Annotated in this window: 26 protein-coding genes; 9 read left to right on the top strand and 17 right to left on the bottom strand. The window is 62.5% G+C overall.

The genetic code is table 11. The features are described 5' to 3' along the window. Positions 1-138: 138 nt before the first annotated feature. From ACESMT_RS10135 to ACESMT_RS10125, 3 genes are all read right to left on the bottom strand, one after another. A complete protein-coding gene (locus tag ACESMT_RS10135) occupies positions 139-1,059 on the bottom strand; it encodes an NAD(P)-dependent oxidoreductase (RefSeq protein WP_372826462.1) in 921 nt (306 codons plus the stop codon). A 3-nt stretch (positions 1,060-1,062) separates the two neighbouring features. Then, entirely contained in the window at positions 1,063-2,199 is a 1,137-nt protein-coding gene (locus ACESMT_RS10130; RefSeq protein ID WP_372826461.1) for a PilT/PilU family type 4a pilus ATPase, read from the bottom strand. Between the two features lie 190 nt (positions 2,200-2,389). After that, on the bottom strand, positions 2,390-3,433 hold the full coding sequence (locus ACESMT_RS10125) for a type IV pilus twitching motility protein PilT (RefSeq protein WP_372826460.1): 1,044 nt from the start codon (positions 3,431-3,433) through the stop codon (positions 2,390-2,392). 39 nt (positions 3,434-3,472) lie between these two features. Between ACESMT_RS10125 and ACESMT_RS10120 the strand changes: the two genes are divergently transcribed. Next, positions 3,473-4,195, top strand: a complete 723-nt coding sequence (locus tag ACESMT_RS10120; RefSeq protein ID WP_372826459.1) for a YggS family pyridoxal phosphate-dependent enzyme — start codon at positions 3,473-3,475, stop codon at positions 4,193-4,195. 137 nt (positions 4,196-4,332) lie between these two features. Here the strand turns inward: ACESMT_RS10120 and ACESMT_RS10115 are convergent, their stop codons facing one another. The 3 genes from ACESMT_RS10115 to ACESMT_RS10105 all read right to left on the bottom strand — a co-directional run bounded on the left by ACESMT_RS10115 (position 4,333) and on the right by ACESMT_RS10105 (position 6,729). Continuing rightward, positions 4,333-4,905: a DUF3617 domain-containing protein gene (locus ACESMT_RS10115; protein ID WP_372826458.1), complete on the bottom strand. Its 573-nt coding sequence runs from the start codon at positions 4,903-4,905 to the stop codon at positions 4,333-4,335. A 24-nt stretch (positions 4,906-4,929) separates the two neighbouring features. After that, a complete protein-coding gene (locus ACESMT_RS10110) occupies positions 4,930-6,069 on the bottom strand; it encodes an ABC transporter substrate-binding protein (protein ID WP_372826457.1) in 1,140 nt (379 codons plus the stop codon). A 180-nt stretch (positions 6,070-6,249) separates the two neighbouring features. Next, positions 6,250-6,729 carry an Lrp/AsnC ligand binding domain-containing protein gene (locus ACESMT_RS10105; RefSeq protein WP_372826456.1) on the bottom strand — a complete coding sequence of 160 codons (480 nt, stop codon included), beginning with the start codon at positions 6,727-6,729 and terminating at the stop codon, positions 6,250-6,252. Between the two features lie 96 nt (positions 6,730-6,825). On the opposite strand from ACESMT_RS10105, the gene ACESMT_RS10100 reads away from it, so the two are divergent. Next, a complete protein-coding gene (locus ACESMT_RS10100; protein WP_372826455.1) occupies positions 6,826-9,924 on the top strand; it encodes an L-glutamate gamma-semialdehyde dehydrogenase in 3,099 nt (1,032 codons plus the stop codon). A gap of 257 nt (positions 9,925-10,181) precedes the next feature. Further along, positions 10,182-10,883 (top strand): hypothetical protein, encoded by a 702-nt coding sequence (locus ACESMT_RS10095; RefSeq protein WP_372826454.1) that lies wholly within the window; start codon positions 10,182-10,184, stop codon positions 10,881-10,883. A 68-nt stretch (positions 10,884-10,951) separates the two neighbouring features. Here ACESMT_RS10095 and ACESMT_RS10090 read toward each other — a convergent pair whose 3' ends face one another. Then, positions 10,952-11,590 (bottom strand): YqhA family protein, encoded by a 639-nt coding sequence (locus ACESMT_RS10090; protein ID WP_372826453.1) that lies wholly within the window; start codon positions 11,588-11,590, stop codon positions 10,952-10,954. Between ACESMT_RS10090 and ACESMT_RS10085 the strand changes: the two genes are divergently transcribed. The 4 genes from ACESMT_RS10085 (at position 11,577) to ACESMT_RS10070 (ending at position 15,951) form a co-directional block, all read left to right on the top strand. Beyond that, positions 11,577-11,882, top strand: coding sequence for a hypothetical protein (locus ACESMT_RS10085; protein WP_372826452.1), 306 nt, complete (start codon positions 11,577-11,579; stop codon positions 11,880-11,882). The genes ACESMT_RS10090 and ACESMT_RS10085 overlap by 14 nt on opposite strands. 20 nt (positions 11,883-11,902) lie before the next feature. Continuing rightward, positions 11,903-12,340, top strand: a complete 438-nt coding sequence (locus ACESMT_RS10080) for a hypothetical protein (protein WP_372826451.1) — start codon at positions 11,903-11,905, stop codon at positions 12,338-12,340. 194 nt (positions 12,341-12,534) lie between these two features. Further along, positions 12,535-12,846 (top strand): CcdB family protein, encoded by a 312-nt coding sequence (locus tag ACESMT_RS10075; protein ID WP_372826450.1) that lies wholly within the window; start codon positions 12,535-12,537, stop codon positions 12,844-12,846. An 18-nt stretch (positions 12,847-12,864) separates the two neighbouring features. Next, positions 12,865-15,951, top strand: a complete 3,087-nt coding sequence (locus ACESMT_RS10070) for a class I SAM-dependent DNA methyltransferase (RefSeq protein WP_372826449.1) — start codon at positions 12,865-12,867, stop codon at positions 15,949-15,951. A 112-nt stretch (positions 15,952-16,063) separates the two neighbouring features. Here the strand turns inward: ACESMT_RS10070 and ACESMT_RS10065 are convergent, their stop codons facing one another. From ACESMT_RS10065 to ACESMT_RS10040, 6 genes are all read right to left on the bottom strand, one after another. After that, on the bottom strand, positions 16,064-16,468 hold the full coding sequence (locus ACESMT_RS10065) for a hypothetical protein (protein ID WP_372826448.1): 405 nt from the start codon (positions 16,466-16,468) through the stop codon (positions 16,064-16,066). 234 nt (positions 16,469-16,702) lie between these two features. Next, positions 16,703-17,395 carry a Crp/Fnr family transcriptional regulator gene (locus tag ACESMT_RS10060; protein ID WP_372826447.1) on the bottom strand — a complete coding sequence of 231 codons (693 nt, stop codon included), beginning with the start codon at positions 17,393-17,395 and terminating at the stop codon, positions 16,703-16,705. Between the two features lie 166 nt (positions 17,396-17,561). Further along, positions 17,562-18,278: a Crp/Fnr family transcriptional regulator gene (locus ACESMT_RS10055; protein WP_372826446.1), complete on the bottom strand. Its 717-nt coding sequence runs from the start codon at positions 18,276-18,278 to the stop codon at positions 17,562-17,564. A gap of 358 nt (positions 18,279-18,636) precedes the next feature. Further along, entirely contained in the window at positions 18,637-19,101 is a 465-nt protein-coding gene (locus ACESMT_RS10050; RefSeq protein WP_372826445.1) for a response regulator, read from the bottom strand. Positions 19,102-19,529: 428 nt separating this feature from the next. Beyond that, entirely contained in the window at positions 19,530-19,952 is a 423-nt protein-coding gene (locus ACESMT_RS10045; protein WP_372826444.1) for a hypothetical protein, read from the bottom strand. A gap of 71 nt (positions 19,953-20,023) precedes the next feature. After that, positions 20,024-20,335 carry a hypothetical protein gene (locus tag ACESMT_RS10040; RefSeq protein WP_372826443.1) on the bottom strand — a complete coding sequence of 104 codons (312 nt, stop codon included), beginning with the start codon at positions 20,333-20,335 and terminating at the stop codon, positions 20,024-20,026. Between the two features lie 156 nt (positions 20,336-20,491). On the opposite strand from ACESMT_RS10040, the gene ACESMT_RS10035 reads away from it, so the two are divergent. Beyond that, positions 20,492-21,043, top strand: coding sequence for a polymer-forming cytoskeletal protein (locus ACESMT_RS10035; protein ID WP_372826441.1), 552 nt, complete (start codon positions 20,492-20,494; stop codon positions 21,041-21,043). 106 nt (positions 21,044-21,149) lie between these two features. Continuing rightward, on the top strand, positions 21,150-22,973 hold the full coding sequence (locus ACESMT_RS10030; RefSeq protein WP_372826440.1) for a carboxyl transferase domain-containing protein: 1,824 nt from the start codon (positions 21,150-21,152) through the stop codon (positions 22,971-22,973). A 111-nt stretch (positions 22,974-23,084) separates the two neighbouring features. On the opposite strand, the gene ACESMT_RS10025 is transcribed toward ACESMT_RS10030, so the two are convergent. The 4 genes from ACESMT_RS10025 to ACESMT_RS10010 all read right to left on the bottom strand — a co-directional run bounded on the left by ACESMT_RS10025 (position 23,085) and on the right by ACESMT_RS10010 (position 26,868). After that, complete coding sequence (locus ACESMT_RS10025) at positions 23,085-23,810, bottom strand: LrgB family protein (RefSeq protein WP_372826439.1); 726 nt, start codon at positions 23,808-23,810, stop codon at positions 23,085-23,087. Between the two features lie 9 nt (positions 23,811-23,819). Then, entirely contained in the window at positions 23,820-24,161 is a 342-nt protein-coding gene (locus ACESMT_RS10020) for a CidA/LrgA family protein (protein WP_372826438.1), read from the bottom strand. A 171-nt stretch (positions 24,162-24,332) separates the two neighbouring features. Then, positions 24,333-25,835 (bottom strand): FAD-linked oxidase C-terminal domain-containing protein, encoded by a 1,503-nt coding sequence (locus ACESMT_RS10015; protein ID WP_372826437.1) that lies wholly within the window; start codon positions 25,833-25,835, stop codon positions 24,333-24,335. 151 nt (positions 25,836-25,986) lie between these two features. Then, positions 25,987-26,868 (bottom strand): LysR substrate-binding domain-containing protein, encoded by an 882-nt coding sequence (locus ACESMT_RS10010; RefSeq protein ID WP_372826436.1) that lies wholly within the window; start codon positions 26,866-26,868, stop codon positions 25,987-25,989. Positions 26,869-26,886: the final 18 nt, after the last annotated feature.

Below are 26,886 nucleotides of genomic sequence, written 5' to 3'. Positions count from 1 at the left end.
CAGAGAGCTACGCGCGGCGAGCGAACGTGGGGGTCTTCTCTTTTCAAGCAGGAGCCGCGGATCTGGCTCTGCCAGTCCGCAGGCGCAGCGCCCCCTCGGGGGGCAGAGAGCTACGCGCAGCGAGCGAACGTGGGGGCTCTATTTCAAGCGTTTGATCAGGCTGGAAGTATCCCAGCGCCGGCCGCCCATGGCCTGCACGTCGGCATAAAACTGGTCCACCAGCGCCGTCACTGGCAGCCGTGCCCCGTTGCTCTTGGCCTCGTCCAGCACCAGGCCCAGGTCCTTGCGCATCCAGTCCACCGCAAAGCCGAAGTCAAACTTGTCGGCCACCATGGTCTTGCCGCGGTTGTCGAGCTGCCAGCTTTGCGCTGCGCCCTTGCCGATCACGTCCAGCACCTGGTTCACGTCCAGGCCGGCTCTCTGACCAAAAGCGATGGCTTCGCTCAGGCCCTGCACCAGCCCGGCAATGCAGATCTGGTTGACCATTTTGGTGAGCTGGCCCGCGCCGCTTTCGCCCATGCGTGTGAAGGCCTTTGAAAACGCCATGCCGGCCGGTTTGACCGCATCAAAAGCCGCTGCATCGCCGCCGCACATGACGGTGAGCGCACCGTTTTGCGCACCGGCCTGGCCGCCGGACACAGGCGCATCCACAAACTGCAGCTTCAGCGCCTGCGCTGCGGCATACAGCTCGCGCGCCACGTCGGCCGATGCGGTGGTGTGGTCCACAAAGATGGCGCCGGGCTGCATGCCGGCAAAGGCGCCGTCCTTGCCCAGCGCCACGCCGCGCAGGTCGTCATCGTTGCCAACGCAGCAGAACACGATGTCGGCGCCTGTCGCGGCCTCACGCGGAGTCTGTGCATGTTTGGAGGCGTCAGCCCCCGCGTATTCGGCGCACCATGCTATTGATTTGGTAGCGGTCCGGTTGTAGACGGTGACCTGATGGCCCGCCAGCGCAAGATGGCCGGCCATCGGGTAACCCATGACGCCCAGGCCGAGAAAGGCGACTTTGCGGGACGGGGCGGGTTCGTAGGTTTTGGGGTTGGTGCTGGAAGTGGTCATGAGTTAAATAATTGCCATGTTTTCGGTGCCGGCGGCCAGGTCCTGGGTCTTGGCGCGCTGGGAGTTGAGCTTGATCTGCAGCCGCAGGTCGTTGACGGAGTCGGCGTTGCGCAGGGCGTCTTCGTAAGTAATGGTGTTGGCCTCAAACGCATCGAACAGCGCCTGGTCGAAAGTCTGCATGCCCAGGTTGCGGCTCTTCTTCATGATCTCCTTGATTTCGGAGACCTCGCCCTTGAAGATCAGGTCGGAGATCAGCGGCGTGTTGAGCATGATTTCAACCGCGGCAACCCGGCCCTTGCTGTCCTGTTTGGGCACCAGGCGCTGCGAGATCATGGCTTTCATGTTGAGCGACAGGTCCATCAGCAACTGGGCGCGGCGTTCTTCGGGGAAGAAGTTGATGATGCGGTCCAGCGCCTGGTTGGCACTGTTGGCGTGCAGCGTACACAGGCACAGGTGGCCGGTTTCGGCAAAAGCGACGGCGTGCTCCATGGTTTCGCGGTCGCGCACCTCACCCATGAGGATCACGTCGGGCGCCTGGCGCAGTGTGTTTTTCAGCGCGGCTTCCCAGCTGTCTGTGTCCAGGCCCACTTCACGCTGCGTGACGACGCAGTTTTTGTGGGGGTGCACAAACTCCACCGGGTCCTCGATGGTGATGATGTGACCGAAGGACTGCTCATTGCGCCAGTCCACCATGGCGGCCAGCGTGGTCGATTTGCCCGACCCTGTGGCACCCACCAGAATACACAGGCCGCGCTTGGACATCACCACGTCCTTGAGCACCTGCGGCACACCCAGGCCGTCGATGGTGGGCAGTGTGGCTGGAATCACCCGCATCACCATGCCCACCTTGCCCTGCTGGATGAAGGCGTTGACGCGAAAACGGCCAACACTGGGCGGCGAGATTGCGAAGTTGCATTCCTTGGTGCGCTCGAACTCGGCCGCCTGCTTGTCGTTCATGATGGCGCGCGCCAGGGCCAGCGTGTGGCTGGCGTTCAGCGGCTGCGGTGAGACCTTGGTGACCTTGCCGTCCACCTTCATGGCGGGCGGAAATTCTGCAGTGATGAACAGGTCGCTGCCATTGCGGCTGACCATGAGTTTCAAAAGGTCGTTGATGAATTTACTGGCCTGGTCGCGTTCCATGAAGGTCCTTAGTCGTTCTCAAGCTGATGAATGCTTTTGATTTGCAAGAGGCCTGCGGTCAGCCCCAACGGTGTAGCCCGCCTTGCTCCCTCTTTCTCTGGGAGAGGGTTGGGGTGAGGGCTCTGCAATTACCCTCACCCTGGCCCTCTCCCGCTGGCGGGAGAGGGGAGAAGGCGCCACACCCTTCAGTCTACCCCGGGAAGTTCTCGGGTATTTTTGCCTTGCCGCGTGCTTCTGCGGCGGAAATCACGTTGCGCTTGACCAGATCGGTCAGGTTCTGGTCCAGCGTCTGCATGCCCACGCTGTTGCCTGTTTGAATGGACGAGTACATCTGCGCGACCTTGGCCTCGCGGATCAAATTGCGGATCGCGCTGGTGCCCAGCATGATCTCGTGCGCAGCCACGCGGCCCTGGCCGTCTTTGGTTTTGCACAGGGTTTGCGAGATCACTGCCTGCAGCGACTCCGACAACATGGCACGGATCATTTCCTTTTCTTCGGACGGAAACACGTCAATGATCCGGTCAATCGTTTTGGCTGCGCTCGAGGTGTGCAGCGTGCCAAACACCAGGTGGCCGGTTTCGGCGGCGGTCATGGCCAGGCGGATGGTTTCCAGGTCGCGCATCTCGCCGACCAGGATCGCGTCCGGGTCTTCACGCAGAGCGGACTTCAATGCGGCGCTGAAGCTCAGCGTGTGCGGTCCCACCTCGCGCTGATTGATCAGGCATTTTTTCGACTCGTGCACAAATTCAATCGGGTCTTCAACCGTCAGGATGTGGGCGTATTCGGTTTCGTTGAGGTAGTTGACCATGGCCGCCAGCGTGGTCGATTTGCCTGAGCCAGTGGGGCCGGTGACCAGCACCATGCCGCGCGGCTTCATTGCCAGGTCGCCAAAAATCTTGGGTGCGTTGAGCTGCTCCAGCGTGAGGATCTTCGACGGAATGGTCCGGAACACCGCCCCTGCGCCACGGTTCTGGTTGAAGGCGTTGACCCGAAAGCGCGCCAGGCCGTCAATCTCGAAAGAGAAGTCAATCTCCAGGAACTCCTCGTAGTTCTTGCGCTGGGTGTCGTTCATGATGTCGTACACCATGGAATGGACCTGTTTGTGGTCCAGCGGATCGACGTTGATGCGCCTGACATCGCCGTGCACCCGGATCATGGGCGGCAGGCCCGCCGACAAATGCAGATCGGATGCCTTGTTCTTCACACTGAAAGCCAGCAGCTGGGTAATGTCCATCCCGGGGGTTCCTCTTTGGTTCAGGTTTACAGTTCGATTATGACCATGATTGTTGACAATCTCCAAGCCGTACACGAGCGCATCGTGGCGGCCTGCGCAGCATGCGGGCGCGATCCGCAGGCGGTGCGCCTTCTGGCCGTGTCCAAGACCTTCGGTGCCGACGCCGTGATCGACGCGATGGCAGGCGGGCAGCGGATGTTTGGTGAGAACTACATCCAGGAGGGCGTGGAGAAGATTCTCACGGTACGTGAACGGGAGGCGGACGCGCTCCGGTTGTCGTCCTCCGGACCTGTGCAATGGCATTGCATCGGCCCGATCCAGAGCAACAAGACGCGGCTGGTGGCAGAACACTTTGACTGGGTGCAGTCGGTGGACCGCCTGAAAATTGCGCAGCGCCTGAGTGAGCAGCGGCCCGCGCATCTGCCGCCGCTGCAGGTCTGCCTGCAGGTCAACATTGATGGCGGTCCGACCAAGTCGGGTGTGGCGCCGCAAGACGCGCTGGCCCTGGCTGAGGACGTTGCGCGTCTGCCAGGGCTGCAGCTGCGCGGGCTCATGTCGATCCCCGAGCCTGCTATGGATTTTGTAGCTGCTTGCGCCCTCCACAAAAGGGCTGCGGATCTTTTTGATCAGATCAATCGGGCCGGTGTGCTGCCGCAGGCCATGGACACCCTGTCGATGGGCATGACAGCCGACCTGGAGGCCGCCATTCAAGCCGGAAGCACCATGGTGCGCGTTGGCACGGCCATTTTTGGCAACAGATAGAGCCCCCACGGTTGCTCACTGCGTGTAGCGCCCTGCCCCCCGAGGGGGCCGCTGCGCCTGCGGACTGGCAAAGCCAGATCCGCGGCCCTGGCTGGAATGGAGAGGAGAGGGGCGCAGTTGGGGATGGTTCGTGGCGCCTACTTTTTGGGCACCGCCAGCGGCTTGATCGTGCCGCAGTCCGCCGACAACCACTTGCCGCCGCCGTCCATGCTCAGGGTTTCGGGCTTGCCTTGCACCGTGCTTTTGATGGCCATCGTCATGGTGTAGGCCTCGGGGCTGACAAAGGTCGCCGTGCCGTCCCCGCTGGACGGTGGCTGGGTGCAGACAAACGACATCTTCATGCTGTTGCCCATGCGCGGCGTGGTGGTGGTCTTGCAATCCCCTTGTTGCGAAGGCAGTTCGTTGCGCTCAATCATCTCCTTGGTCATACAGATCTTCACGGCCATGCTGCCACCTGCACCCGGGGCCATGGACATGCCCTGCTTGGCCATCATGTCCTGCATCATCTTGCGCTGTTCGGGCGGCATGGTGGCCAGCTGCTTTTGCGCCTCGGCCATGGCCTTTTCAATCTGCCCCGAGCCCGACTGCATCTTGTTGTTGATCTCCCACAAGCCAGGTTTGAGGTTTTGGGCCAAGGCAAGCGGGCTCGCCAGGAACAGCAGGGTCAACACGCTGGCAGCGCGTAGCGGTGGGGTACGCAGTGGGGTCATGAATCTATCCTCCAGATCAAAACATCAACGCACGAAGCGCCCGCCCCGGCCGATGATGGTCAGGTCGGTGTAACGCGACGCTTCGTGATCTTTGGGTCCGTAACTGACAATAAAGCCGCCAAAATTCACCTCGCGCATCGACTCCAGCCCGGTGACCAGGCTCTCGCGTGTCAGCGTCTTGCCGGCACGGCGCACGCCCTCGACAAACACCTTGGCGGCCAGAAACCCTTCCATGCTGGAGAAGTCGAAGTCCTTGTTGCCCGCATCCGTCATGCGCTGCTGGTACTCCCGCACAATCGCCGACGAGGGCGTGTAGGGGAAGGGCACCACTTGCGAAATCGTGACGCCAGCGCCTGTATCCCCCAGCTCTGCCGCTAGCGCCGTGGAGCCGACAAAACTCACATTGAAGAACTGGCCGCCGTAACCTTTGGTGCGCGCCTGCTTGATGAGTGCTGCGCATGACTTGTACGCGCTGATTTGCACCACCGCCTCCGGTGATGTTTTCAGTATCTCGGCCAGCGCCGCGGCGACATCGACCGTGTTTCGCTCCACCGTCACGGTGGCGGCGGGCTTGAGATTGCGTTTGGCCAGCGCCCGCGTGACGCCGTCCAGGCCAGCCTTGCCGTAGGAGTCGTTCTGGTAGAACACGGCGATTCTCTTGATGCCCAGCGTGCTCAGGTGCTGCACGATGCTTTCGGTTTCGTCAAAGTAGCTGGCGCGCACATGAAACAGGTTGCGGTTGAAGGGCTCGCGCAGGGCCTGCGCGCCGGTGAACGGCCCGATCAGCGGAATGCCCGCCGCATTGATGGCGGGCACCGCCGCCAGCGTGGTCGGCGTGCCGACCGAGCCGACCAGCGCAAACACCTTGTCTTCTTCAATCAGCGCCTTGACGGCTGCTGCTGCCTTGTCCGGCTCATAGCCGTCATCGCGCGACACCAGCCTGATGCTGCGGCCGTTGACGCCACCCGCCGCGTTGACCGCATTGAAATGTGCCAGCATGCCCAGTTGCATGCGTTTGCCCAGTTCGGCCGCCGGCCCGGTCTGCGCCGCGAACTGGCCCACCACAATCTCCTTGTCCGTGACCCCAGGGTCCGCTGCATGGCCAGACGTCATGAAAAGACCTGCAAGCAGTGCACAAGCGGCCCAAGGTTGGTAAATGCGCATCGCGTTCTTTCTGTTGTGGTTATCCGGCATGGGCCATGTTTGCCCTGCAAAGTTTTGTCTGGCCCTGGTTCAGCTTAGTTTGACGCGCGCCTTCAGGTAAGACGGAAAGCCTCAGTATGCGAACTATTGACCGGAATTCCCCCATTTGCACCGACGCCACGCGGGTTGGCGTTGCTTTGCTTACACACCCAGCGCCAGCCGCGTGGTGTTTTTGACTTCTTCCATCACCGCATAGGTGCGCGTCTCGCGCACGCCGGGCAACTGCCACAGCGCGGTGCCGGCAAACTGGCGGTAGGCCGCCATGTCGGCCATGCGGGTCTTGAGCAGGTAGTCAAAACCGCCGGCGACCATGTGGCACTCGGTGATTTCGGGGTACACCTGCACCGCGGCCTTGAAGGCGTCAAACACATTGGGCGTGGTGCGGTCCAGCAGCACCTCTACAAACACCGTCATGCCGGCACCCAGCTTGAGCGGGTTGAGCCGCGCCTCGTAACCCAGGATGTAGCCGTCACGCGTGAGCCGCTGCACACGCGCCAGCACCGCCGTGGGCGACAGCGCCACCGCCTCGGCGAGTTTGAGGTTGGCCATGCGGCCGTCCTGCTGCAGCAGGCCCAGAATCTTCAGGTCGATGCGGTCAATATCCGCCGGGATAGAGGTCATGGTAGTGATTTATTCTAAATTAGTCACAAAATTTAGCGGAAAATCAAGACTAAATCAAGACAACATGGCGTTATTCACCAATTGACGGAGTTTTTTATGCCTCAGCCGCAGCGCCTGCCTTTTCCCTACCGGCCCGAAGCCGGCGTGGTGTCCGGCCACCTTGATCGCATGGCGACGGCGTTCGACTGGGCCGCCGCCGCGCCCCTGGCCCGGCCCTGGGTGCATGCCGTGCGCAACAACCCACCGCCCTTCTGGGCCATGGAGAGCCTGCTCAAGGAGTACCCGATCTCCAGCGCCGAGGGCCTGGCCCTGATGCGCCTGGCCGAAGCCCTGCTGCGCGTGCCCGATGCCGAAACCGCGATTGCCCTGACGGCTGACCAGCTCGGCCGCGCCGATTTTGAAGGCGCCAGCGACGGCGTGATGGCGCGCCTGTCGGCCTCGGCCATCGCCATGTCCAAGAAGTTTTTGCCCGAGGACGGCCAGAGCAGCCTCATGAGCAAGCTGGGCGCGCGCACCGTGGTGGCCGCCACCTTGCGCGCTGTGCAGCTGCTGGGTCGGCAGTTTGTGCTCGGGCAGACCATTGGCGAGGCGATGAAGGAAGCGGGCAGCGCCAGAAAATCCATGCCCGGCCTGCGCTACAGCTTTGACATGCTCGGCGAGGGCGCGCGCACCGATGCCGATGCGCAGCACTACCTAGCCAGCTACACCAATGCTATCGAATCCATAGCTGTTGGCGCAGACCCGGAAAGGGCTTGTGAGAAAAATGACGGCATATCCATCAAGCTCAGCGCGCTGCACCCGCGTTATGAAGACGCCCAGCATGAACGCGTGATGGCCGAGCTGGTGCCGCGCGTCTGGGGCCTGTGTGCGCTGGCCGCACGCGCCAACATCAACCTGACCATCGACGCCGAAGAGGTCGACCGGCTCGAACTCTCGCTGGACGTGTTTGAGGCGCTGGCCGCTTTGGTGGCGCAGCAGCATCCGCAGTGGCAAGGGTTCGGTCTGGCGCTGCAGGCCTACCAGACACGCTCGCTGGCGCTGGTTGAACACGTCATCGGCATCGCCCGCAGCTACCGGCTGCGCCTGATGTGCCGCCTGGTCAAGGGCGCCTATTGGGACTCGGAGATCAAACGCGCGCAAGAGCTGGGCCTGCCGCATTACCCGGTTTTCACCCACAAGCACCACACCGACGTGTCTTACCTGGCGTGTGCACAGGCCCTGCTGGCCGCGCCCGACGCGATTTACCCGCAGTTTGCCGGTCACAACGCGGGCACCATTGCGGCGATTATTGAGATGGCTGATCGCGCCAGGGAGCCCTCACCCCTGCCCTCTCCCGGGGGGAGAGGGAGTGAAGACGGTGCCAGACAAGGTGACTCGCTCCCTCGCCCCTTTGGGCAGAGGGCAGGGGTGAGGGGCCACGCCAGCGCGCAAGGCACTCAATTCGAGTTGCAACGTTTGCACGGCATGGGCGAAGGCATCTTCCGCGAGGTGCTCAAGAACCCGCAGATCGCCTGCCGCGTTTATGCGCCCGTGGGCGCGCACCGCGACCTGCTCGCCTACCTGGTGCGCCGCCTGCTTGAGAACGGCGCCAACTCGTCATTTGTGCATCAGCTCGCCGACGAGTCGGTGGGTATGGATGTGCTGCTGACTTCGCCCCTGCGCCTGGCCCCGGAGCCGTCGCTGCCCTTGCCGCCAGACCTGTACGGTCCGGGCCGCCCCAACAGCGAGGGGCTGGACCTCACGGTCGAAAGCATGCGTGCCTCCTTGCTGGCCGCGCTGGCGACCACCCCCGTGCCGGTGGTGCCCGGGTTTTATGAAAAATTGGCCTCCAGCCCTTTAGTGGCGGGCGCTAGCAGCTATCAAAAGTGGAGCAAGACCAATGTGGCAGAACGCGCGACCATCTTGCGCCGCGCTGCCGACGCCATGCAGCAGCAGATGCCCCTGTTCTGCGCGCTGCTGGTCAAAGAGGCCTTCAAGACCTGGGGCGACGCCGTGTCCGAGGTGCGTGAGGCGATTGATTTTTTGCGCTATTACGCCAATGAAGCCGAGCGCATCATGGCCCCCATCGCCCTGCCCGGGCCGACGGGTGAAACCAACACGCTGCGCCTGACAGCACGCGGCGTCTGGGTCTGCATCAGCCCCTGGAATTTTCCGCTGGCCATTTTTACCGGCCAGGTCGCCGCCGCGCTGGCCACCGGCAATGCCGTGATCGCCAAACCCGCCGAACAAACGCCGGGCGTGGCACTCGCGGCGGTGCGGCTGCTGCACGCCGCCGGTGTGCCCGAAGGCGCGCTGCAACTGGTACACGGCCCCGGCGAGACCGTCGGCGCAGCGCTGGTGGCGGCGCCCGGCGTGGCCGGCGTTGTTTTTACCGGCTCCACCCATGTCGCCAAAATCATCAACCGCGCGCTGGCCGCCAAAGACGGCCCCATCGTCCCGCTGATCGCCGAGACCGGCGGCATCAACGCCATGCTGGTCGACAGCTCAGCCCTGCCCGAGCAGGTGGTCGACGCCGTGGTGCAAAGCGCCTTCCGTTCGGCCGGCCAGCGCTGCTCGGCGCTGCGCCTGCTGTGTGTGCATGAGGGCATTGCCGACAAGGTGATTGGCATGATCCAGGGCGCGCTGCAGGAGTTGATCCTGGGTAACCCGGCCGAACTGGCCACCGATGTCGGCCCGGTGATAGACCGCGAGGCGTTTGACAACATCCAGAAGCACCTGCAACGCCTGGGTGCAGCATCAAAAACGCTTCCAGCCCCTGGTGGACGGTCACAAGTAGCTCCTGATTCAATAGCAAACATGATCGCACCCGCCGCCTTCGAGGTCAGCAGCCTGACCGATGTGAAAGACGAAATCTTTGGCCCCGTGCTGCAGATCGTGCGCTGGCGCGGCGACCCGCAAGCCGTCATTGATCAGATCAATACCCTCGGCTACGGCCTGACGCTGGGCATCCAGACCCGCATCGACTCGCGCGCCCAGGCGCTCGCCGCCGCCGCGCATGTCGGCAACATCTACATCAACCGCAACATGATTGGCGCCGTGGTCGGCGTACAGCCCTTTGGCGGTGAAGGCCTGAGCGGCACCGGCCCCAAAGCCGGCGGGCCGCACTATCTGTACCGCTTTTGCGCCGAGCAAACCGTCACCGTGAACACCACGGCAGCCGGCGGCAATGCGGCGCTGCTTGCGGCGCAGCCTTGAGTCACCCACCGGCGCCAGCTTTGCCGGTACCGACTGCGGTCGTCGCCGCAGGCCCGCGCAACGCTGCATAAACAGCAGCTCACGGCGCGTGACCGTCAGCACACAGCAAAGCCAGCCTTTCTTTTGATTTGCGTCAAAGCGCATTCTGACCAAAAGCGCAGACTGGCTGTCAGTTTGAAACGTATTGCGCGGTTTCAAGCCGTCCAACAAAAGCGCCTGTCAGGGATCTCACCATGTCTCACCGCCTTGCTCACATCTTGAAGCTGGCTGCTACAGCGCTGGCTATTTTTGCCGGCTCGTCGTCTTTTGCGGGCGACCCCGTCAACGACGCTATTCAGGAAGCCTATGCGCCTTACCGTGAAGCGCTCTTCCAGACCAACAGTAAAAACCAGGCCGGCTCACAAAGCTCGATCAACAGAGCCTCACAGGCATGGAGCGGGATCGTGAGCCGCTTTGCCGCAAAAGTACCGCCTCCGTACGACAGGGATGCGTCTTTCCCTGGCTCCCTGGCTGCCGTGGCTGATGTGTACGCACAGGCCAGCGCTGAAATCAATGCCAACAAGCTGACCGAGGCGCATGAAACGCTTGAGCGCGTGCGCGACATCATTGCAGAAGCCCGGCATCGCAATGGCGTCATTGTCTACAGTGACCACATGAATGCTTACCATCTCGCCATGGAAAGCGTCCTGATTGACGGCAGCAAGGTCTTGCTGCAAGCCAATGGTCTGCAACAAGTCGCTGACATGGTGGCCGTGCTTCGTTATTTAAACAAAAAGCTAAGCACCGAAGCGCCCGCCAATCTCAGCAACAGTGTCGAGTTTGTTGCCTTGGTCAAAGATGTTGACAAGTCTGTGATTGACTTGCATACCGCTGTCGCAAGCCAGGATGTGAATGCGGTCAAACTGGCCATCAGCAAAATCAAAAGCCCCTATAGCAAGCTGTTTTTGAAGTTTGGTTGAATCGGTGCATAACCTCGCCAGGCCCGCTGATGGGTCGTCTGTCGGCAGTGCCAGTGCCAGTGCCAGTGTTAGTTGTGTTCCCTGGTCAGTCTTTCTGCATAAGAGATGCCGATGGCTGACAGCACAAAAGTGAAATGGATAACAGCAACCATCGTCACGATTTGTATGCTGTCCAGACTCAGGTCGCTGCTTAAATAGATTTTCAGGGCATGGACGCCTGAAATTGAAATGATCGCAAACGCCAGTTTGAGTTTGAGGTTGTAGGTATTGACATGATCCAGCCAGTCTGGTTTTTTCATGGCCGTCTTGTCAAAATGTCCGGTGGTCACAAAAAGTGAAACGCCTGCCAGCGCTACCACCCAAACCAGCTGCGCCACCATCGTCATATCCACCAGCTCCAGCACTTTGATGATGAGACCAATCTTTTCCAGCTCTCCAAACATCAGCGTGGTCATTAGTTTGTAGATCTCAAAAAGAAACTTGCCCAAAATTCCGAAAATGATGGCAACCAAGCCCACGTAGAAGAAGAGCATGGTGAACCGCATGCCATAAAGCAATGATCCGACGCCGGCGAGAATTTTTTCCACTACTTCATTCCTTGATAAAAATTTAATCTGATGATGCGCCGATGGTGCACTTCTCTCGTGACACTGGCGGCGCGGCATCAGCGCAGCCCAAGACACCATCGCACGGGTGATCTGCTCCACAGGTGAACAGAAAATTCAAGCGCATGGGGTCAAGTATCGCGCCAAAGACGGCCCCATCACCCCGCTGATGGCCGAGACCGGCGGCACCAAGGCCTTGCGGGTCGACAGCCGCGTCCTGCCCGGGCGGGTGGTCGGCGCCGTGGCGCAAAGCGCCTTTCGCTCGGTTGATTCGATAGCCAACCTGACCTTTGCCCCCGGCCATTGCAGTTGGCAGCGTGAGCAAGGTGGGGCACCAAACCCTGAAGACTGCGCTGCATTGACGCCCTCGTTTTCATGCGGCATGATGGCATGATTGATGGAAAGGATTGCGCCATGCTGAAAGAAGTCGGCGCCAGCGGCCAGATTTCGCTGGGCAAAAAATACGCGGGCCAGTTGTTTGACGTGGTGTTTTACCCCGACGGCCGTGTCGAGCTGGTGCCCATGAAGGCCGTGCCTGACGTGCAGAGCACAGCGGCCGCCCCTAAGCCTGCGGGTGTGCACGAAGAAGCCGGCACCTACCGCGTTGGCGACGGCTGGCTCACGCCCGAGCGGCTGGCCGCGCGCAAGGCTGCGCTGGAGCGCAGCCCTGAAGAAACCGAGCGCCTGGCCCGGCACTGGGAAACCGAAAATCAACACGTCATTGACAGCATGAACCGGCACTATGAAGCGGTAGGCAGCATGGGTTGGCGGATGTACGAGTGGCGCAAAAAGCAGGCTGCCGCCGCCGATACAGCCAGCGGCCAGCAGCCCCGCAGCCAGCGCAAGAGCTGATGACGTGAAGATTCAGCATGACGTGAACATGTCCGCGGAAACGGGTGTAGCTCCCCCTCCCGATCATCGCCAATGGCTGATCGCGCACGCCTTAGAAATTGGGCAGTACAACGCCTGGGCGGTTCAGCGCCAGCCCTACGCTCAGCGGGTGCGGCAATGGCGGCAATCGCAAGAGCGCAACCTGGATCCAGCTGATGGCGCAGTTTGACGTGTACCGTCACCCGGTGGAGGAGTGGCGGGACCTCACGCCCTACGTGGTGGACGTGCAAAGTTCCTGGGTCGGTGGGTCTGAGCTGCGGCTCACGGTTCCCCTGCTTCGGAAAACGCTGGACGCAACGGATAACCGGCTTTATCCCCAGTTCCAGATTAAAGGCGAAACGCTGGTCTTCGACACGCTCAGCATTGTTTCGTATCCAGCCCAGGATTTGCGCAGCCCCATCGCAAGCTTGCTCGCAGAAGCCGGGGCAGTGTTCAGCGCCATTGACTTTGTCCTGCATGGCTACTAAGCCCAGCACCCACCAGCCATGACCCCCCAAACCTTCATCCAGAAATGGGGCCCCGGCGGCCCGGCCTTTCACCTCAACGAAGAACAGGGCGCGCAAAGCCACTTTATTGACCTGTGTGACCTGCTTGGCGTGCCCAAGCCCGGCAGCGAGGCGGGTTATCTGTTTGAAGAAAAAAACGCCATGGTCGGCGGGCGCACCGGGTATGCCGACGTGTTCAAACGTGGCGCGTTTGCCTGGGAGAACAAGGCCCCCGGTAAAAACCTTGACGCCGCGTTGCGGCAACTGCAAAGCTACAGCCTGGCGCTGAGCAACCCGCCGATTCTGGTGGTGTGCGACCGCTTGAGCATGCGCATCTACACCCAGTTCAGCGGCCACCCGACTGAGACACACCTCGTGTTGCTGGCCGAGTTGGACCAGCCCGACAAGCAGGCCCTGCTGCGCCGCATCTGGCTAGAGCCCGAAAGCTTCCGGCCGAAAAAAACCAGCCGCGACATCACCGAGGCCGCCGCCAAGAGCTTCGCCACCCTGGCCGACAGCCTGCGCAAACGCGGCCCCGCCAAAGAGGCTGACGCAGCCGGTTTTCAGACCCATGCCGACGAGGTGGCGCACTTTTTGACCCAGTGCCTGTTCTGCTTTTTTGCTGAAGACGTGGGCCTGCTGCCCGGCCGGATGTTTGAGGGTCTGGTCAACAACCGCAAGCTCACCAGCGACAAGCTCACCACCGGCCTGCACAACCTGTTTACCGTCATGCAGGGCGGCGGCTTGTACGGCAACGACGACATTCCGTGGTTCAACGGCGGCCTGTTCAAAAAGATCAATGTGCCCGCGCTCACCGTGCTGGAGATGACCGAGCTGCGCAACGCCGCCGCCCTGAACTGGAGCGCGATTGACGTGTCCATCTTTGGCACCCTGTTTGAACGCGGGCTGGACCCGAGCAAACGCAGCCAGCTCGGCGCCCACTACACCGACCCGGCCACCATCATGCGCATCGTTGAGCCCGTGCTGCAACGCCCCTTGCTACAAATATGGGAGCAGACCGCGCAAGAAATACGTGGGCTGATGGCCAAAAACAAGAAGAAGAATGACGCCAGCTACAAAGCCGCGCGCACCAGGTTCATCCAGTGGCTGGACCGCCTCAAGGACTACCGCGTGCTCGACCCCGCCTGCGGCAGCGGCAACTTTTTGTTTCTGGGCCTGAAGACGCTCAAAGACATCGAGCACCAGAGCCACATCGACGCCGCGCTGATGGGCCTGGACCGCGAGGCCGACCTGGTGACCGGCCCGCACAACATGCTCGGCATCGAGCTCAACGAATACGCCGCCGAACTCGCGCGTGTGACGGTATGGATTGGTGAGCTCCAATGGCGCCTGCTGCACGGCTACGAGTTCAAGACCAACCCGGTGCTGGAGCCGCTGGACAACATTGAGTGCCGCGATGCGCTGCTGACATTTATTCCTGGCTTCAGTGCCAAGCTCCCTCTCCCCCCGGGAGAGGGCAGGGGTGAGGGCTCCCCGACTGCGATTGAAGCGGCTTGGCCCAAGGCAAGTGTGGTAATCGGGAACCCGCCGTTTTTGGGCGGTAGCAAGAAGCGGCGGGAGTTGGGAGATGCGTACTTTGAGGCCTTGGCCAGCGTATTCAAAGGTCGGGTGCCCGGCGGTGCGGATTTGGTTTGCTACTGGTTTGACAAAGCGCGCATAGCCATTCAAACGCAAGGGCTGGGTGCTGCTGGCCTGGTGGCAACGCAGTCCATTCGCGCAGGTTCCAATCGCGCAGTGCTCTCTGCAATCTGCGAAGCGACAAAAATCTACGCCGCATGGAGTGATGAGTCCTGGGTCAACGAGGGTGCCGCGGTACGCGTGTCATTGATTTGCTTCGGGCATGCTGATCAGGAGTCAATGCTTGATGGCCGAGTTGTGTCACGCATTGGGGCTGACCTGAGCGATGTTGCGGGGGCCGACATAACGCAAGCAGGCTCACTGGTCGAAAATAAAAATGTGAGTTTTGAAGGCGCACAAAAAAATGGCCCGTTCGATATTGAAGGTCAAATTGCTCGTAGTTGGCTGAGGCTTCCCAACCCTCATTCACGAAGCAACACACTGGTATTAAAGCCGTACCTCAACGCCGCTGAGGTCACTGGCCGGCGCGCCGACTCGTGGATGATTGACTTTCATGGCTACTCTGAAGGTGAAGCCGAATTGTTTGACGCACCATTTACTTATGTTCGGCGCGTCGTCAAACCGGTTCGAGAGACGAAACGCGAAGAGTATTTGTTAAAACGATATTGGTTGTTGAAGAGACCGGCCATTGACTTGCGTGCGGCGGTGAATGGGCTGGACAGATACATCGTTACGCCGCGTGTCGCCAAGCATCGGTTCTTTGTCTGGATGTCGAAGGTCGTATTGCCGGACTCGCGGCTGAACAGCATCGTGCGCGCTGACGACACGACCTTTGGCATCCTAAGTTCCCGCATCCACGAGGTTTGGGCGCTCGCGCAAGCGTCGATTCATGGCGACGGAAGCGACGGTGGGCGCCCTACCTACAACGCGAAGTCTTGCTTCGAAACCTTCCCCTTCCCCGAAGGCCTCACCCCCGCCGACACCGCGCACCAGAAGACCGAAGCTATCGCAGCGGGGAGCCCTCACCCCCGCCCTCTCCCAGAGGGAGAGGGAGTAGAAGCCGAGGGAGAGGGCGTAAACGCCGGGGAAGCGGGCGTTGATGCGGCACTGGTTCCTGCGGGGCTGGCAGGCGCGGTTCGGACAAACGCCGTACGCATCGCCATCGCAGCCAAGCGCCTGAACGACCTGCGCGAAGCCTGGCTCAATCCGCCCGAGTGGACGCAGCGGGTGCCCGAGGTGGTTCCGCTGGGCATGACCTCGAGCCCTTACCCGGACCGCATCCTGCCCCGCGATGGGTTTGAAAAGGAGCTGGCCGACCGCACGTTGACCAAGCTTTACAACCAGCGCCCGGCCTGGCTGGACGCCGCGCACAAGGCGCTGGACAGCGCCGTGGCGGCGGCTTATGGCTGGGCCGACTACACGCCCGACATGCCAGACGAAGAAATCCTCAAGCGCCTGCTGGCGCTGAACCTGCAGCGCGCGGCCTGAGCGCTCGCCCCCGGTGGTCATGGCGGGCTTGAGCCGCCATTCATGCTGCGCTTGCTGCGGTCAGTGGTTCGTGTGACATGGGTCCCCCCGGATCGGGGTCCTGGGCAGGCTCCTAAGCGGTGCCGGTCCGCTCGCCGCGTTCGGTCTTGAGCGCCGCGTGGAGTTGCTCCAGTGCCGTCACGCAGTCGAGCACAACAGCCTGCACCAGGCTGGCAGACACCTCGGCAGGGTGATGCGGCGTGTCGGGCAAAGTACCGAGATGCTCACCCACCGCTTCGCGCAGCCTGATTTCGACGGCACGGAACAGGGCGTCCCAGTCTTCCACGCTGATGCTCAGGTGCGTCTGAGCCGTGGCCGTGAGAACGGCTGGCGCGGGACTCGCGCCGAAGTCATGGGCGGTGCCCGTCGCAACGCGCAACAAGGGCAGTGCGGGGCGGTCCCGGAAGTCTTCGTCTGGCGCTCTGCCGGTGCTGTGCATGGTCAGCCAGGGGGGGGCGGCTAAGGTCATGTTGAACATGTTGAACTCCTCGTCCAAATTGCAGGAGAAGTGCTGCAGCTTGTTTTTAGGCTGATCGCGCCCGGTGGTCTGTGCGTTAGCGCACGCAGGGTGTGTATACGCCGGCTGGTGCGTCAGAAGTACCGGTTTTGCATGGGAAAGAGGCTCGAAAATGCGCGGCGGTGCAACAAACGTAACATCCATGCCTGTTGGTGCCAGTGCACCACTTTGCGGGGTACGCCAGGCAGCCGCAGCTCAACCCAGCAATTGCGCGTAGGTTTGCCGGTCGGCGGCATAACAGCTGCACGCGACGGCTTCCAGACCCTTGCGGTTGAGTACCGTGACATCGCCCCGGCGGTATTCGATCAACCCCTCGCGCTGCAGGCCGCTGGCTGCCGTGGTGACGCCGGCGCGGCGCATGCCCAGCATGTAGGCCAGAAACTGGTGGGTGACGTGAAAGCTGTCGGAATGGGAGCGGTCCTGGCTCATCAGCAGCCAGCGCGCCAGGCGCTGCCCGGTCATGTGAAAGCGCAGGCATCCCGCAGACGCAGCGTGCTGCGCCATCAGCACGTAAAGGTAGCGCTGCAGGCCGCGCTGCAAGGCCGGGTTAAGCGCCAGCTCGCGCCGGAAAGCGGGCGTGGCTATGCGCCAGGCCGCGCCCTGACCCTGCACCAGTGCACGCCACGGCGCCGCAGGCACCCCCAGCGCCATTTGCACGCCCAACATGCCTTCGTTGCCCACCATGCCGACTTCTACGCCGGGGCTACCCTCGACCAGCGCCACCAGCGAGATAAAACCACTGGTCGGGAAATACACATGGCGGGGCCGCTCGCCGGGCACAGAGAGTACCCGGGACAGCACCAACTCGACAGGCTCGCAGATAGCCAGCAGGCGCTGTCGGTCTTTGCGGGGGAGGATCTCGATCAGGTGGTTTTTGACGGCGGGCAAACAATTCTCCGGTGGGTTGCTGCCCCGTCACGGGGGCAAATACAAGGCCGCGCCACTGTCGAATCAGTTCAAGTTGGTGGCTAGGGAACCCAGTATGTGCTCACTCACCCTTCGCTTCTGTGTGGCAGCGCACACAGCCCGCAATTGGCAGGCGCCCCATCGGTTTTCAGGTCGCTATTTTCTCGGGCAGCAGCCGGTCGTATTCTTTTTTGACCACCGCATAACACTCGCAGGTACGCTGCTCCAGCCCGGGTCGGTCCAGCACCGTGATGCGGCCACGCGAATAACGGATCAGCCCGGCCGCCTGAATCTGGAGCGCGGCTTCGGTCACGCCTTCTCGGCGCACGCCCAGCATGTTGGAGATCAGCTCCTGCGTCATCACCAGTTCGCTGCCTTGCACCCGGTCCAAACTCAGCAGCAGCCAGCGGCACAGCTGCTGGTCCAGCGAGTGGTGGCGGTTGCAAACGGCGGTTTGCGCCATTTGTGTGATCAGCGCCTGGGTGTAGCGCAGCAGCAGGTGCAGCACCGGCGCGCGCTTGAACTCGTTCTTGAGGACTTGCGCGGGAAGCCGAAGCCCTTTGCCGGCGCTTTGCACAACCGCGCGGCTGGGCGTGGACTCACCGCCCATGAACAGCGAGACGCCGACCAGGCCTTCGTTGCCGACCACGGCGATTTCCGCGGAAGAACCATTCTCCAGAACATACAGCAGCGAAACAATGGCGGTGGTTGGAAAGTAAACATGACTCAAGGTGCTGCCCGACTCGTACACCACCTCGCCCAGAGTCATGTCGACCCACTCAAGTTGCGGTAGCCAGCGCTGCCACTCGGCATCTGGCAATGCAGCCAACAAATGGTTATCTTTCGGGTCGGGGGAAACGGCCATCGACAAAAGCTCCGAAGTAGGTGTGGTTGTTAGTGCAGAGTTGCACGATATCTGGAACATAAAACCGCATCTTTTGCGCCATGGCGGCGTTGTAAATCCGCGTGATACCCGGGGTATCGCTGTGGTTTGCGCCTTGCCCTGACACAACATCCAACGCTTTTATTTGTTCCATCAAGCGTGGAACACTGCACTAGCGGTGCCTCTGGCACAAGACCCCGCCCCGAGCGCTCAGTCTAGGCCGTTCAGCGGGTTTTGTATGTGCGGTAACGAACAAACCGACAAACGGCAGATAAACGGCAAATTCCGGCGCATCTGGCAAGCTGCGAAGACGTCGGAACGCCTCGCCCATAAAAAAAACCTATTGCCAGTGTTTTCCGGCCACCTGGGCGGTCACCGCCGCGTCAAACGTGACCGCATCACGCTGTGCCTGCTGGACCTCTTCTTTTCTGATATTGGCGGTTTGCTCGGTGCAATAGGCATACAGGGCATCGAGCTCGGTGGTCTTGTCAAACACGGCGTCCGCGCCCAGGTCGGCCGCGCGCTTGCGAATCTCGGGTGTGGCGTAGTTGGTCAGCACCACCACCTTCTGGTATGACTCGCGGTTGCGGCAACCGGCCAGCACGCCCAGCCCGCTGCCTTCCTTCAAAAAAAGATCGACGATGGCCAGATGCCACTTGCCGTCGTGCAGGGTCAGCCAGCAGCTGGCTTCCGCCTGGGTGACGGCGTGTGCCGCGACCTTGACATCACAGATGTCCTCCAGGGTTTCGATCAGGTTGTCCAGAATGGTCTGGTTGTCTTCGGCGAGGTAGGTGATGAGTGCCATGGTGCGGTCCGGTAGTGGCTGCTTGCAGTGCGGTGCGCCTGGGCGGAAGCAGTTTCATGAGTGAACCATGGCGCGACGCACCCACAGCTCATCGACCGTCGCGTATTGCCGTAGGACACCGGGCCAGATGAGGGCCCGGGCTTGCCCAGGGCTGATGGGCGCACATTTTCTGAAGATCTGTCCGTTGCCGCACAGACGGCGCTTGGGCTATCTCGCATCGTGGGCGTCAGCGTTCTTCTTTTCTCTGAATGGCGCACACAGCCACTTCGCCCGTCTTTCCCGGTGGATGGCCGTTACGACAGCAGTGTCCTGCAGTCAGGTATGACATTGAATCGCCCTGTATTCCTGGGCGGTCAGCAGCGCACCGCAAGACGTCACGGTCTGACCTGTGGCCAGTGCCCTGTGCCCGGACGGCCCGCCGGGGCGGTTCAGTACCGGACGCTGCAGACTTCGAGGGCATTGAGCCCGTGATCGGTGATGAGGTAGCCCCCGGTACCGTCGTCATCCAGAAAACCGTGCTTGTGCAGCGACGCCACCGTTTTGATCCCGTGGGCGCGTGTCTTGTGGGGTTGCGGCAACTTGCGCTCTGCGGGCGTTGCGGCCACGATCCGAAAGCCGTAGCGGGCGTCTTCCAGGCATTCGTACTGCTTGTAGGTGAGGGTCTTGAGTGGCAGCGCGCTGGTGGTGGTGCCGCTCCATTCAAATTCTGGCGGCGCATAACTGACCTGGTAGGAATTGTCGTCCGCTGAGGTTTTCAGCGCCTGCGGCAGCTCGGGCTTGCGCCGGGCCAGACGCAGCCACGCAAAACCCAACACTACCAGCAAGGCCAGAAACAAAAGCACAAACCCCAAGAATTCCACAAGCGGCCTTTCAGTCAATGCAATGATTATGGGCATAAAGCGGGGTCAACGCCGGCGCGGCTTTAGCGGTCGCCGATCTCCAGCTCGAAATGGGCGTCGCCCATGTAGCGATCCGTGCCAAATGCCGCCCGGGTGGCTGCCAGCTCTGCCGCTTCCCACTGGTCGGCAAGCAGCTGTTCTGCCGGGCTCAGGTCCCAGGGCCGGGCGTGTTCTCCGTGGGCCTGCAACAAGCGCAACCAGGCGCGGTAGACCGGCGCCACCAGGCTGGCATCACCGAGCGAGGCTTCCAGCGCAGCGCGAAACCGCCGCGCGGCGGCCTCGCGTTCTGCGTCGCTGACATCGTCGGTGTGAAAGATCCTGAGTGTGTAGGTCATGGGGCAAGTTTATGCGCCACGGTTGGAGGCCTCAGCGCATGAACATGGGCGCCGCACGATTGCGGCATTGCAATAAATTTCGTTACTCATCTTGCATTCGCAGTGGAGACTTTTAAAAACGGTCTCCGTACCATCGGATTCTTTTGAAGGAATCCCATGGCACTGCAATCACCGTTCTTTGGCAAACGCGACAGCGAGACCACCAGCCTGCGTCACGGCAGCCCCAACCCGAACCCTTACTCGAACGGACCTGTGGCAAACACTGCAGCCAGCAGCGCACAGGCTGCCGTGCCAACAACCGCGGCCAACACGGCGGCCAGCGCAGCCCCCCGCGAAACCAGCGGCAGCAAACTGACGGTGGGACCCAACATCAAGCTCAAGGGCGTCGAGATCACCGACTGCGACACCCTGGTGGTTGAAGGCCTGGTCGAAGCCACGATGGACTCTCGCGTGATCCAGATCTCGCAGCACGGGGCGTTCAAGGGTTCGGCCGAGATCGACATTGCGGAAATCCACGGCGAGTTTGACGGCAATCTCACTGTGCGCCAGAAGCTGGTGATTTACGCCACTGGCAAAGTCACGGGCAAGATTCGCTACGGCAAGCTGGTGATTGAAGAAGGCGGTCAGCTGGCTGGCGAAATACTGTTCGGCGCTGTGGCCAACGCCACGCCCGCGCTGGTGGGCAAGCCGGGTCTGCAGGTCGCCTGACCCGCGCGGCGCCAGCCGGACGCAGGAATCGCTGGCAGCTACCGGGCGCAGCGCAGGCTGTCTCCCAATTGACGATCACCGGCGGGGCGCTGGCGCAAAATGCGCCATGCCCTCGGTCCTTTCCCCTTTGCAAGCCCAGGTTGTTCAGTGGCAGCTTCCACCCGGTGGCGCCATATCACCTGGCGATGTGCTGGTCATTCTCGAAGCCATGAAGATGGAGCACGAAGTCCGTGCAACACATGCCGGCTTTCTGGGGGAGGTGTTTTTCAGTGCAGGCGATAGGGTTGAGGCCGGTGCCATTCTGGCGACGCTGCAGGCCGGGCCGGCTGCAACCCCGCTGGTCACGCCGGCTGCGGCCCCGGTGCCGGCGGCGCAGCGCGGCCTTCGGCGGGATCTGCAAGGGGTGCTGGACCGCGATGCACTGACGCGGGACGCCAGCCGGCCGCAAGCCATCGCCAAACGCAACGCGCTGGGCTTGCGCAGCGCGCGCGAGAACATCGCCGATCTCTGCGATGAGGGCTCCTTCATCGAATACGGCGCACTGGCCGTCGCGGCCCAGCGCAGCCGCCGCAGTGAAGAAGACCTGATGGCCAACACGCCGGCCGACGGCATGGTCACCGGTATCGGCAGCATCAACGGCGGCCTGTTTGGCGCCCAGGCCAGCCGGGCAGTGGTGATGGCTTACGACGCCACCGTGCTGGCTGGTACCCAGGGCATGCGCAACCACCAGAAAACCGACCGCATGCTCGGCATCGCGCTGCAAAACAGCTTGCCGGTGGTGCTGTTTGCTGAAGGCGGCGGCGGGCGGCCGGGTGACACCGACATGCCCATCGTCGCGGGGCTGCATGTCAGCACCTTCGCCAGTTATGCGCGGCTGTCGGGCCAGGTGCCGGTGATCGGCATTGCCGCTGGCCGCTGTTTTGCCGGCAATGCGGCCTTGCTGGGCTGCAGCGACGTGATCATCGCCACCCGCGGCAGCAACATCGGCATGGGCGGGCCGGCCATGGTTGAAGGCGGCGGCCTCGGCGTGTTCAAGCCCGAGCAGATTGGCCCCAGTGCCGTGCAGCACGGCAACGGCGTGATCGATGTGCTGGTCGATGACGAGGCGCAGGCGGTCGTGGCCGCGCGCCACTACCTGTCTTTTTTCCAGGGCGCCGTGAAAGACTGGCTGGCACCGGATGCAAACGCCTTGCGTGCAGTGGTGCCCGAGAACCGCCTGCGCGTTTACGACACACTCGCCGTGCTCGATGGCGTGGCCGACAACGGCAGCGTGCTTGCGCTGCGCACGGGTTTCGGGCGGGGCATCCACACCGCGCTGGCGCGTATCGCGGGACGGCCGGTGGGCATCATCGCCAGCAACCCGCAGCACCTGGGCGGCGCCATCGATGCTGACGCCGCCGACAAGGCTGCGCGTTTCATGCAGCTGTGCAACACCCATGGTTTGCCGCTGGTGAGTTTTGTGGACACGCCGGGCTTCATGGTCGGCCCCGACATGGAAGAGCGCGCGCAGGTGCGCCATGTCAGCCGCATGTTTGTCGCTGCCGCGCATCTGCGTGTGCCGTTTTTCAGTGTGGTGCTGCGCAAGGGTTACGGCCTGGGCGCCATGGCCATGACGGCCGGCGGCTTTCACTCGCCGATGTTCAGCGTTGCCTGGCCCACCGGCGAGTTCGGCGCCATGGGGCTGGAAGGCGCGGTGCGGCTCGGTTACCGCAAGGAGCTCGAAGCGGTGCCCGAAGGCCCCGCGCGCGAGGCGCTGTACGCGCAGCTGGTGGCGCGCCAGTATGACAACGGCAGCGCCCTCAACATGGCTGCCACGCTGGAGATCGACGCGGTGATTGACCCCGCGCAAACGCGGCTCTGGCTGGAGCGGGGCTTGCTGTCGGCGCAGGTCCGGCCGGCCGGTGCTGCGCGTTTTGTCGATACCTGGTGAATAAGGGGCACTGAAGAAGCCTTACCTGGTCACCCTGCCTGTTCTTAAGCAAAAAAGGCCTCAAGCCCTTGTCCCGCAAGCGCCGTCAGCTACTAATTTAATAGCAAATGGTTAGAGCAGGCGGAACACCAAGGGCAGCAGCAGCGACGCCAGCACCACCTGCAGCCCCAGCGCCAGGCCGGCGTAAGCCCCCGCGTCGGCGTTGACCTGCATGGCGCGGGCTGCGCCTATGCCGTGCGAGACCGTGCCCAGCGCAAAGCCGCGTGCCGTCCAGCCGGCGGCATCGAGCGGAATGCGGCACAGGTCAAACAGGTACTTGCCGGCCAGTGCGCCTATCAGCCCTGCCATGACCGCAAACACCGCAGCCAGCGCCGGGATACCGCCGATTTTTTCGGCAATGCCCATGGCCACAGGAGCGGTGACCGATTTGGGCGCCAGCGACAGCAAGACATCAACCGGCAGGCCGACCGCCCAGCCCAGCGCCACGGCGGAACCGGCAGTCGCCGCGCCTCCGGCCAGCGCGGCCAGCAGCAACCGTCCCCAGCGCTGGCGCAACTCGCTCCGGCGCTGCCACAGCGGCCAGGCCAGCGCCACCACGGCCGGCCCAAGCAAAAAGTGGATGAACTGCGCGCCGGCAAAATAGGTCGGGTAGGGCACGCCGGTGGCCAGCAGCACCGCCGCGATCACCAGCACCGTCCAGAACACCGGGTTGGCCCAGGCCGCCTGCCGCAGGTGCGCATAAGCGGCCTGAGCCAGCACATAAACCACCAGCGTGGCCGTCAGGCCAAACAGCGGTGTGGCCGAGAGGTAAACCCAGAGTTCAACGAATTTAGGCATGGGCAGGCATCACTTTCTGCGCCACAAATAATTCAGGGCCAGCGCTGTCACCACCAGCCCCACCGCTGTTGACAGGCCGATGACCAGCAGCAGGCGCCCGCCGTATTCGCCGAGCAGCGACAGATGTGTCATGACGCCCACACCGACCGGTACAAACAGCAGCGACAGGTGGGCCAGCAGAAAGTCGGCGCAGGCGGCCACGGGCTCGCGCACCAGCGACCAGCGCAGCGCGACCAGCAGCAGCACCATGCCGACCACAGGGCCGGGGAAAGGCAGGGACAGCGCGCGCGACAACAACTCGCCGAGGGACTGCAGAAGCAGCAGCCAGGCCAGGCCGCGCAAGCCTGTCATGGCAGCAGCGCCGGGCCGTCCCACCGACCTTGACTGTCATTGCGGGCTTGACCCGCCATCCATTCCACAAAAGACCGGTGGTGGCTCATGAAGCATGGATCCTGGATCGAGTCCGGGATGACGATTGAAGCAAGTGCAGGGTTCGAAGTGCGACCGAGGCGGCCATATTCTCTAGAACCTGGGGAGGTCAGGGTGCGAAATTTTGCCGCCGCGCACCAGCATTTTTCCGTACTCGGCGCAGCGCTGCAGCGTCGGGATCACCTTGCCGGGGTTGAGCAGGCCCTGCGGATCAAACGCGCGTTTGACGCCGAACATCTGCTCGTTTTCTTCGCTTGAGAACTGCACACACATGGAGTTGAGCTTTTCCACACCCACACCGTGTTCACCGGTGACCGTGCCCCCCATGGCCACACTGGTTTCCAGGATGTCGGCGCCGAACAGCTCGCAGCGGTGCAACTGGTCGGCATCGTTGGCGTCGAACATTATCAGCGGGTGCAGGTTGCCGTCGCCAGCGTGAAAGACATTGGCGCAGCGCAGGCCGTACTTGATCTCCATCTGCTGGATGGCCAGCAAAATGTCGGCCAGGCGTTTGCGCGGAATCGTCGAGTCCATACACATGTAGTCGGGGCTGATGCGGCCCGACGCCGGGAAGGCGTTTTTGCGGCCGCTCCAGAAGCGCAGGCGCTCGGCCTCGTTCTGGCTGACTGCAATCGCGGTGGCGCCGCAACTGCGCAGTACCGCGCTCATGCGGCCGATCTCTTCCTCGACTTCTTCTGGCGTTCCGTCGCTTTCGCAGAGCAGTATCGCCTCGGCGTTGAGGTCGTAGCCGGCATGCACAAAGTCCTCGACGGCGGCGGTCATGGGTTTGTCCATCATCTCCAGCCCGGCCGGGATGATGCCGGCGGCAATCACCGTGGCCACCGCGTCACCGGCCTTGCGCAGGTCGTCGAAACTGGCCATGATGCAGCGCGCCAGCACCGGTTTGGGCACCAGCTTGACGGTGACCTCGGTGGTCACCGCCAGCATGCCTTCACTGCCGATGATGACGGACAGCAGGTCGTAACCCGCACCGTCCAGCGCGTCGCTGCCGAACTCGACTTCTTCGCCCTCCACGGTGAAGCCGCGCACCTTGAGCACGTTGTGCAGAGTCAGGCCGTACTTGAGGCAATGCACGCCGCCCGAGTTTTCGGCGACATTGCCGCCTATGGTGCAGGCGATCTGGCTGGACGGATCGGGTGCGTAATACAGGCCCAGCGGCGCGGCGGCCTCGCTGATGGCCAGGTTGCGCACGCCGCCCTGCACGACGGCGGTGCGGCTGGCCGCATCCATCTTCAAAATCTTGTTGAACTTGGCCAGCGACAGCGTCACGCCCAGCTTGTGCGGCATGGCGCCGCCGCTCAGCCCGGTACCGGCGCCGCGTGCCACCACGGGTACCTGTAGCGTGTGGCAGGTGCGCAGCACGGCCTGCACCTGGGCGTAGGTTTCGGGCAGGGCCACCACCAGCGGACGCTGGCGGTAGGCGGTCAGGCCGTCGCATTCGTAGGGTGTGGTGTCTTCGTTGTTCCAGAGCAGCGCATGCGCCGGCAACACGGCCTGCAGGGCCTTGACGACTTCGGCCTGGCGCGCGGCGCGTTCAAGCTGGCTTTGGTGTTGGGTATCCAGAGGTGCGTTCATGGTTCAGCCACTGTAAAGCAAAGCGCCAGCTGCGGGCGTGAAGAAATTGAGGGCCTTTTGTGAAAACCCGCACGCTATCAAGTTGATAGCTTCTCAGGTCCGTGGAACAAGGGCTGGAGGGTCAAAAGGCTTGCAGATACAAGCCGCAGGCTCAGCTGACCGATTTTTTGAGCCAGTCGGCAAAAGCCGCGCATTCCCAGCGGTCCATCATGCCGGTGCGCCAGCACAGGTAGTGGGCGTGCGGACTGGGGACGTTGCGCTCGTACAGACGCACCAGCGAGCCGTGTTCCAGCCACGGCGCGCCCAGTTTCAGCCGCACCAGCGCCACACCCATGCCGGCGGCGGCAGCGTCGCACATCAGGCCGATGTCGTTGAACTGCGAGCCGTCCACCGGCTCCAGCCAGTCCAGCGCATGGGCGGCAAACCAGGTGCGCCAGGGCTCCAGCGGCGAGCGCAGCAGCGCCTCGCCGTTCAGGTCCTCCGGCGCTTCAAACGGCCCGTGTTCGCGCACATAAGCGGGTGAGGCCAGCGGCGTGACCTCGTCTTTCATCAGGCAGACATGTTCGACATCGGCATAACGCCCGGTGCCAAAACGCACCATCAGATCGGCGTCTTCGGCCACCACGTCGAGCAGCGGAATCGACACCTGCAGGGTCAGGTCGATCTCGGGGTAGGCCTCGGTGAACTGGCGCAGGCGCGGGATCAGGATGGAGCGCGCAAAAGTCGGCGTCACGGCCAGGCGCAGCTTGCGTTTGCCCGGCATGCCGCTCTGTCCGGCAGCACCCGGAAATTTTTGCAGCGTCGCCAGGCCCTCACGCACATGGGCCAGGTACTCGCTGCCCTCGGTCGTCAGTGAAAAATCAGCCCGCCCGAACAGCTTGGTGCCAATGATCTGCTCAAGCTGCTTGACCCGGTGGCTCACCGCGCTGGGCGTGACGTTGAGCTCTTCCGCCGCCTGCGTCACGCTGCGCAGCCGTGCCAGCGTTTCAAAGGTCAGCAGGCACTGGATGGGTGGGATGCGCGCGGCGGTCATGGGGTTTTCATTGAGCTA

Origin of the sequence: Polaromonas sp., assembly GCF_041689105.1 — a bacterium.
GTDB lineage: Bacteria > Pseudomonadota > Gammaproteobacteria > Burkholderiales > Burkholderiaceae_C > Polaromonas.
The sequence above is the reverse complement of the archived record's forward strand: the minus strand, read 5'-3'. Positions and strand labels throughout refer to the sequence as shown.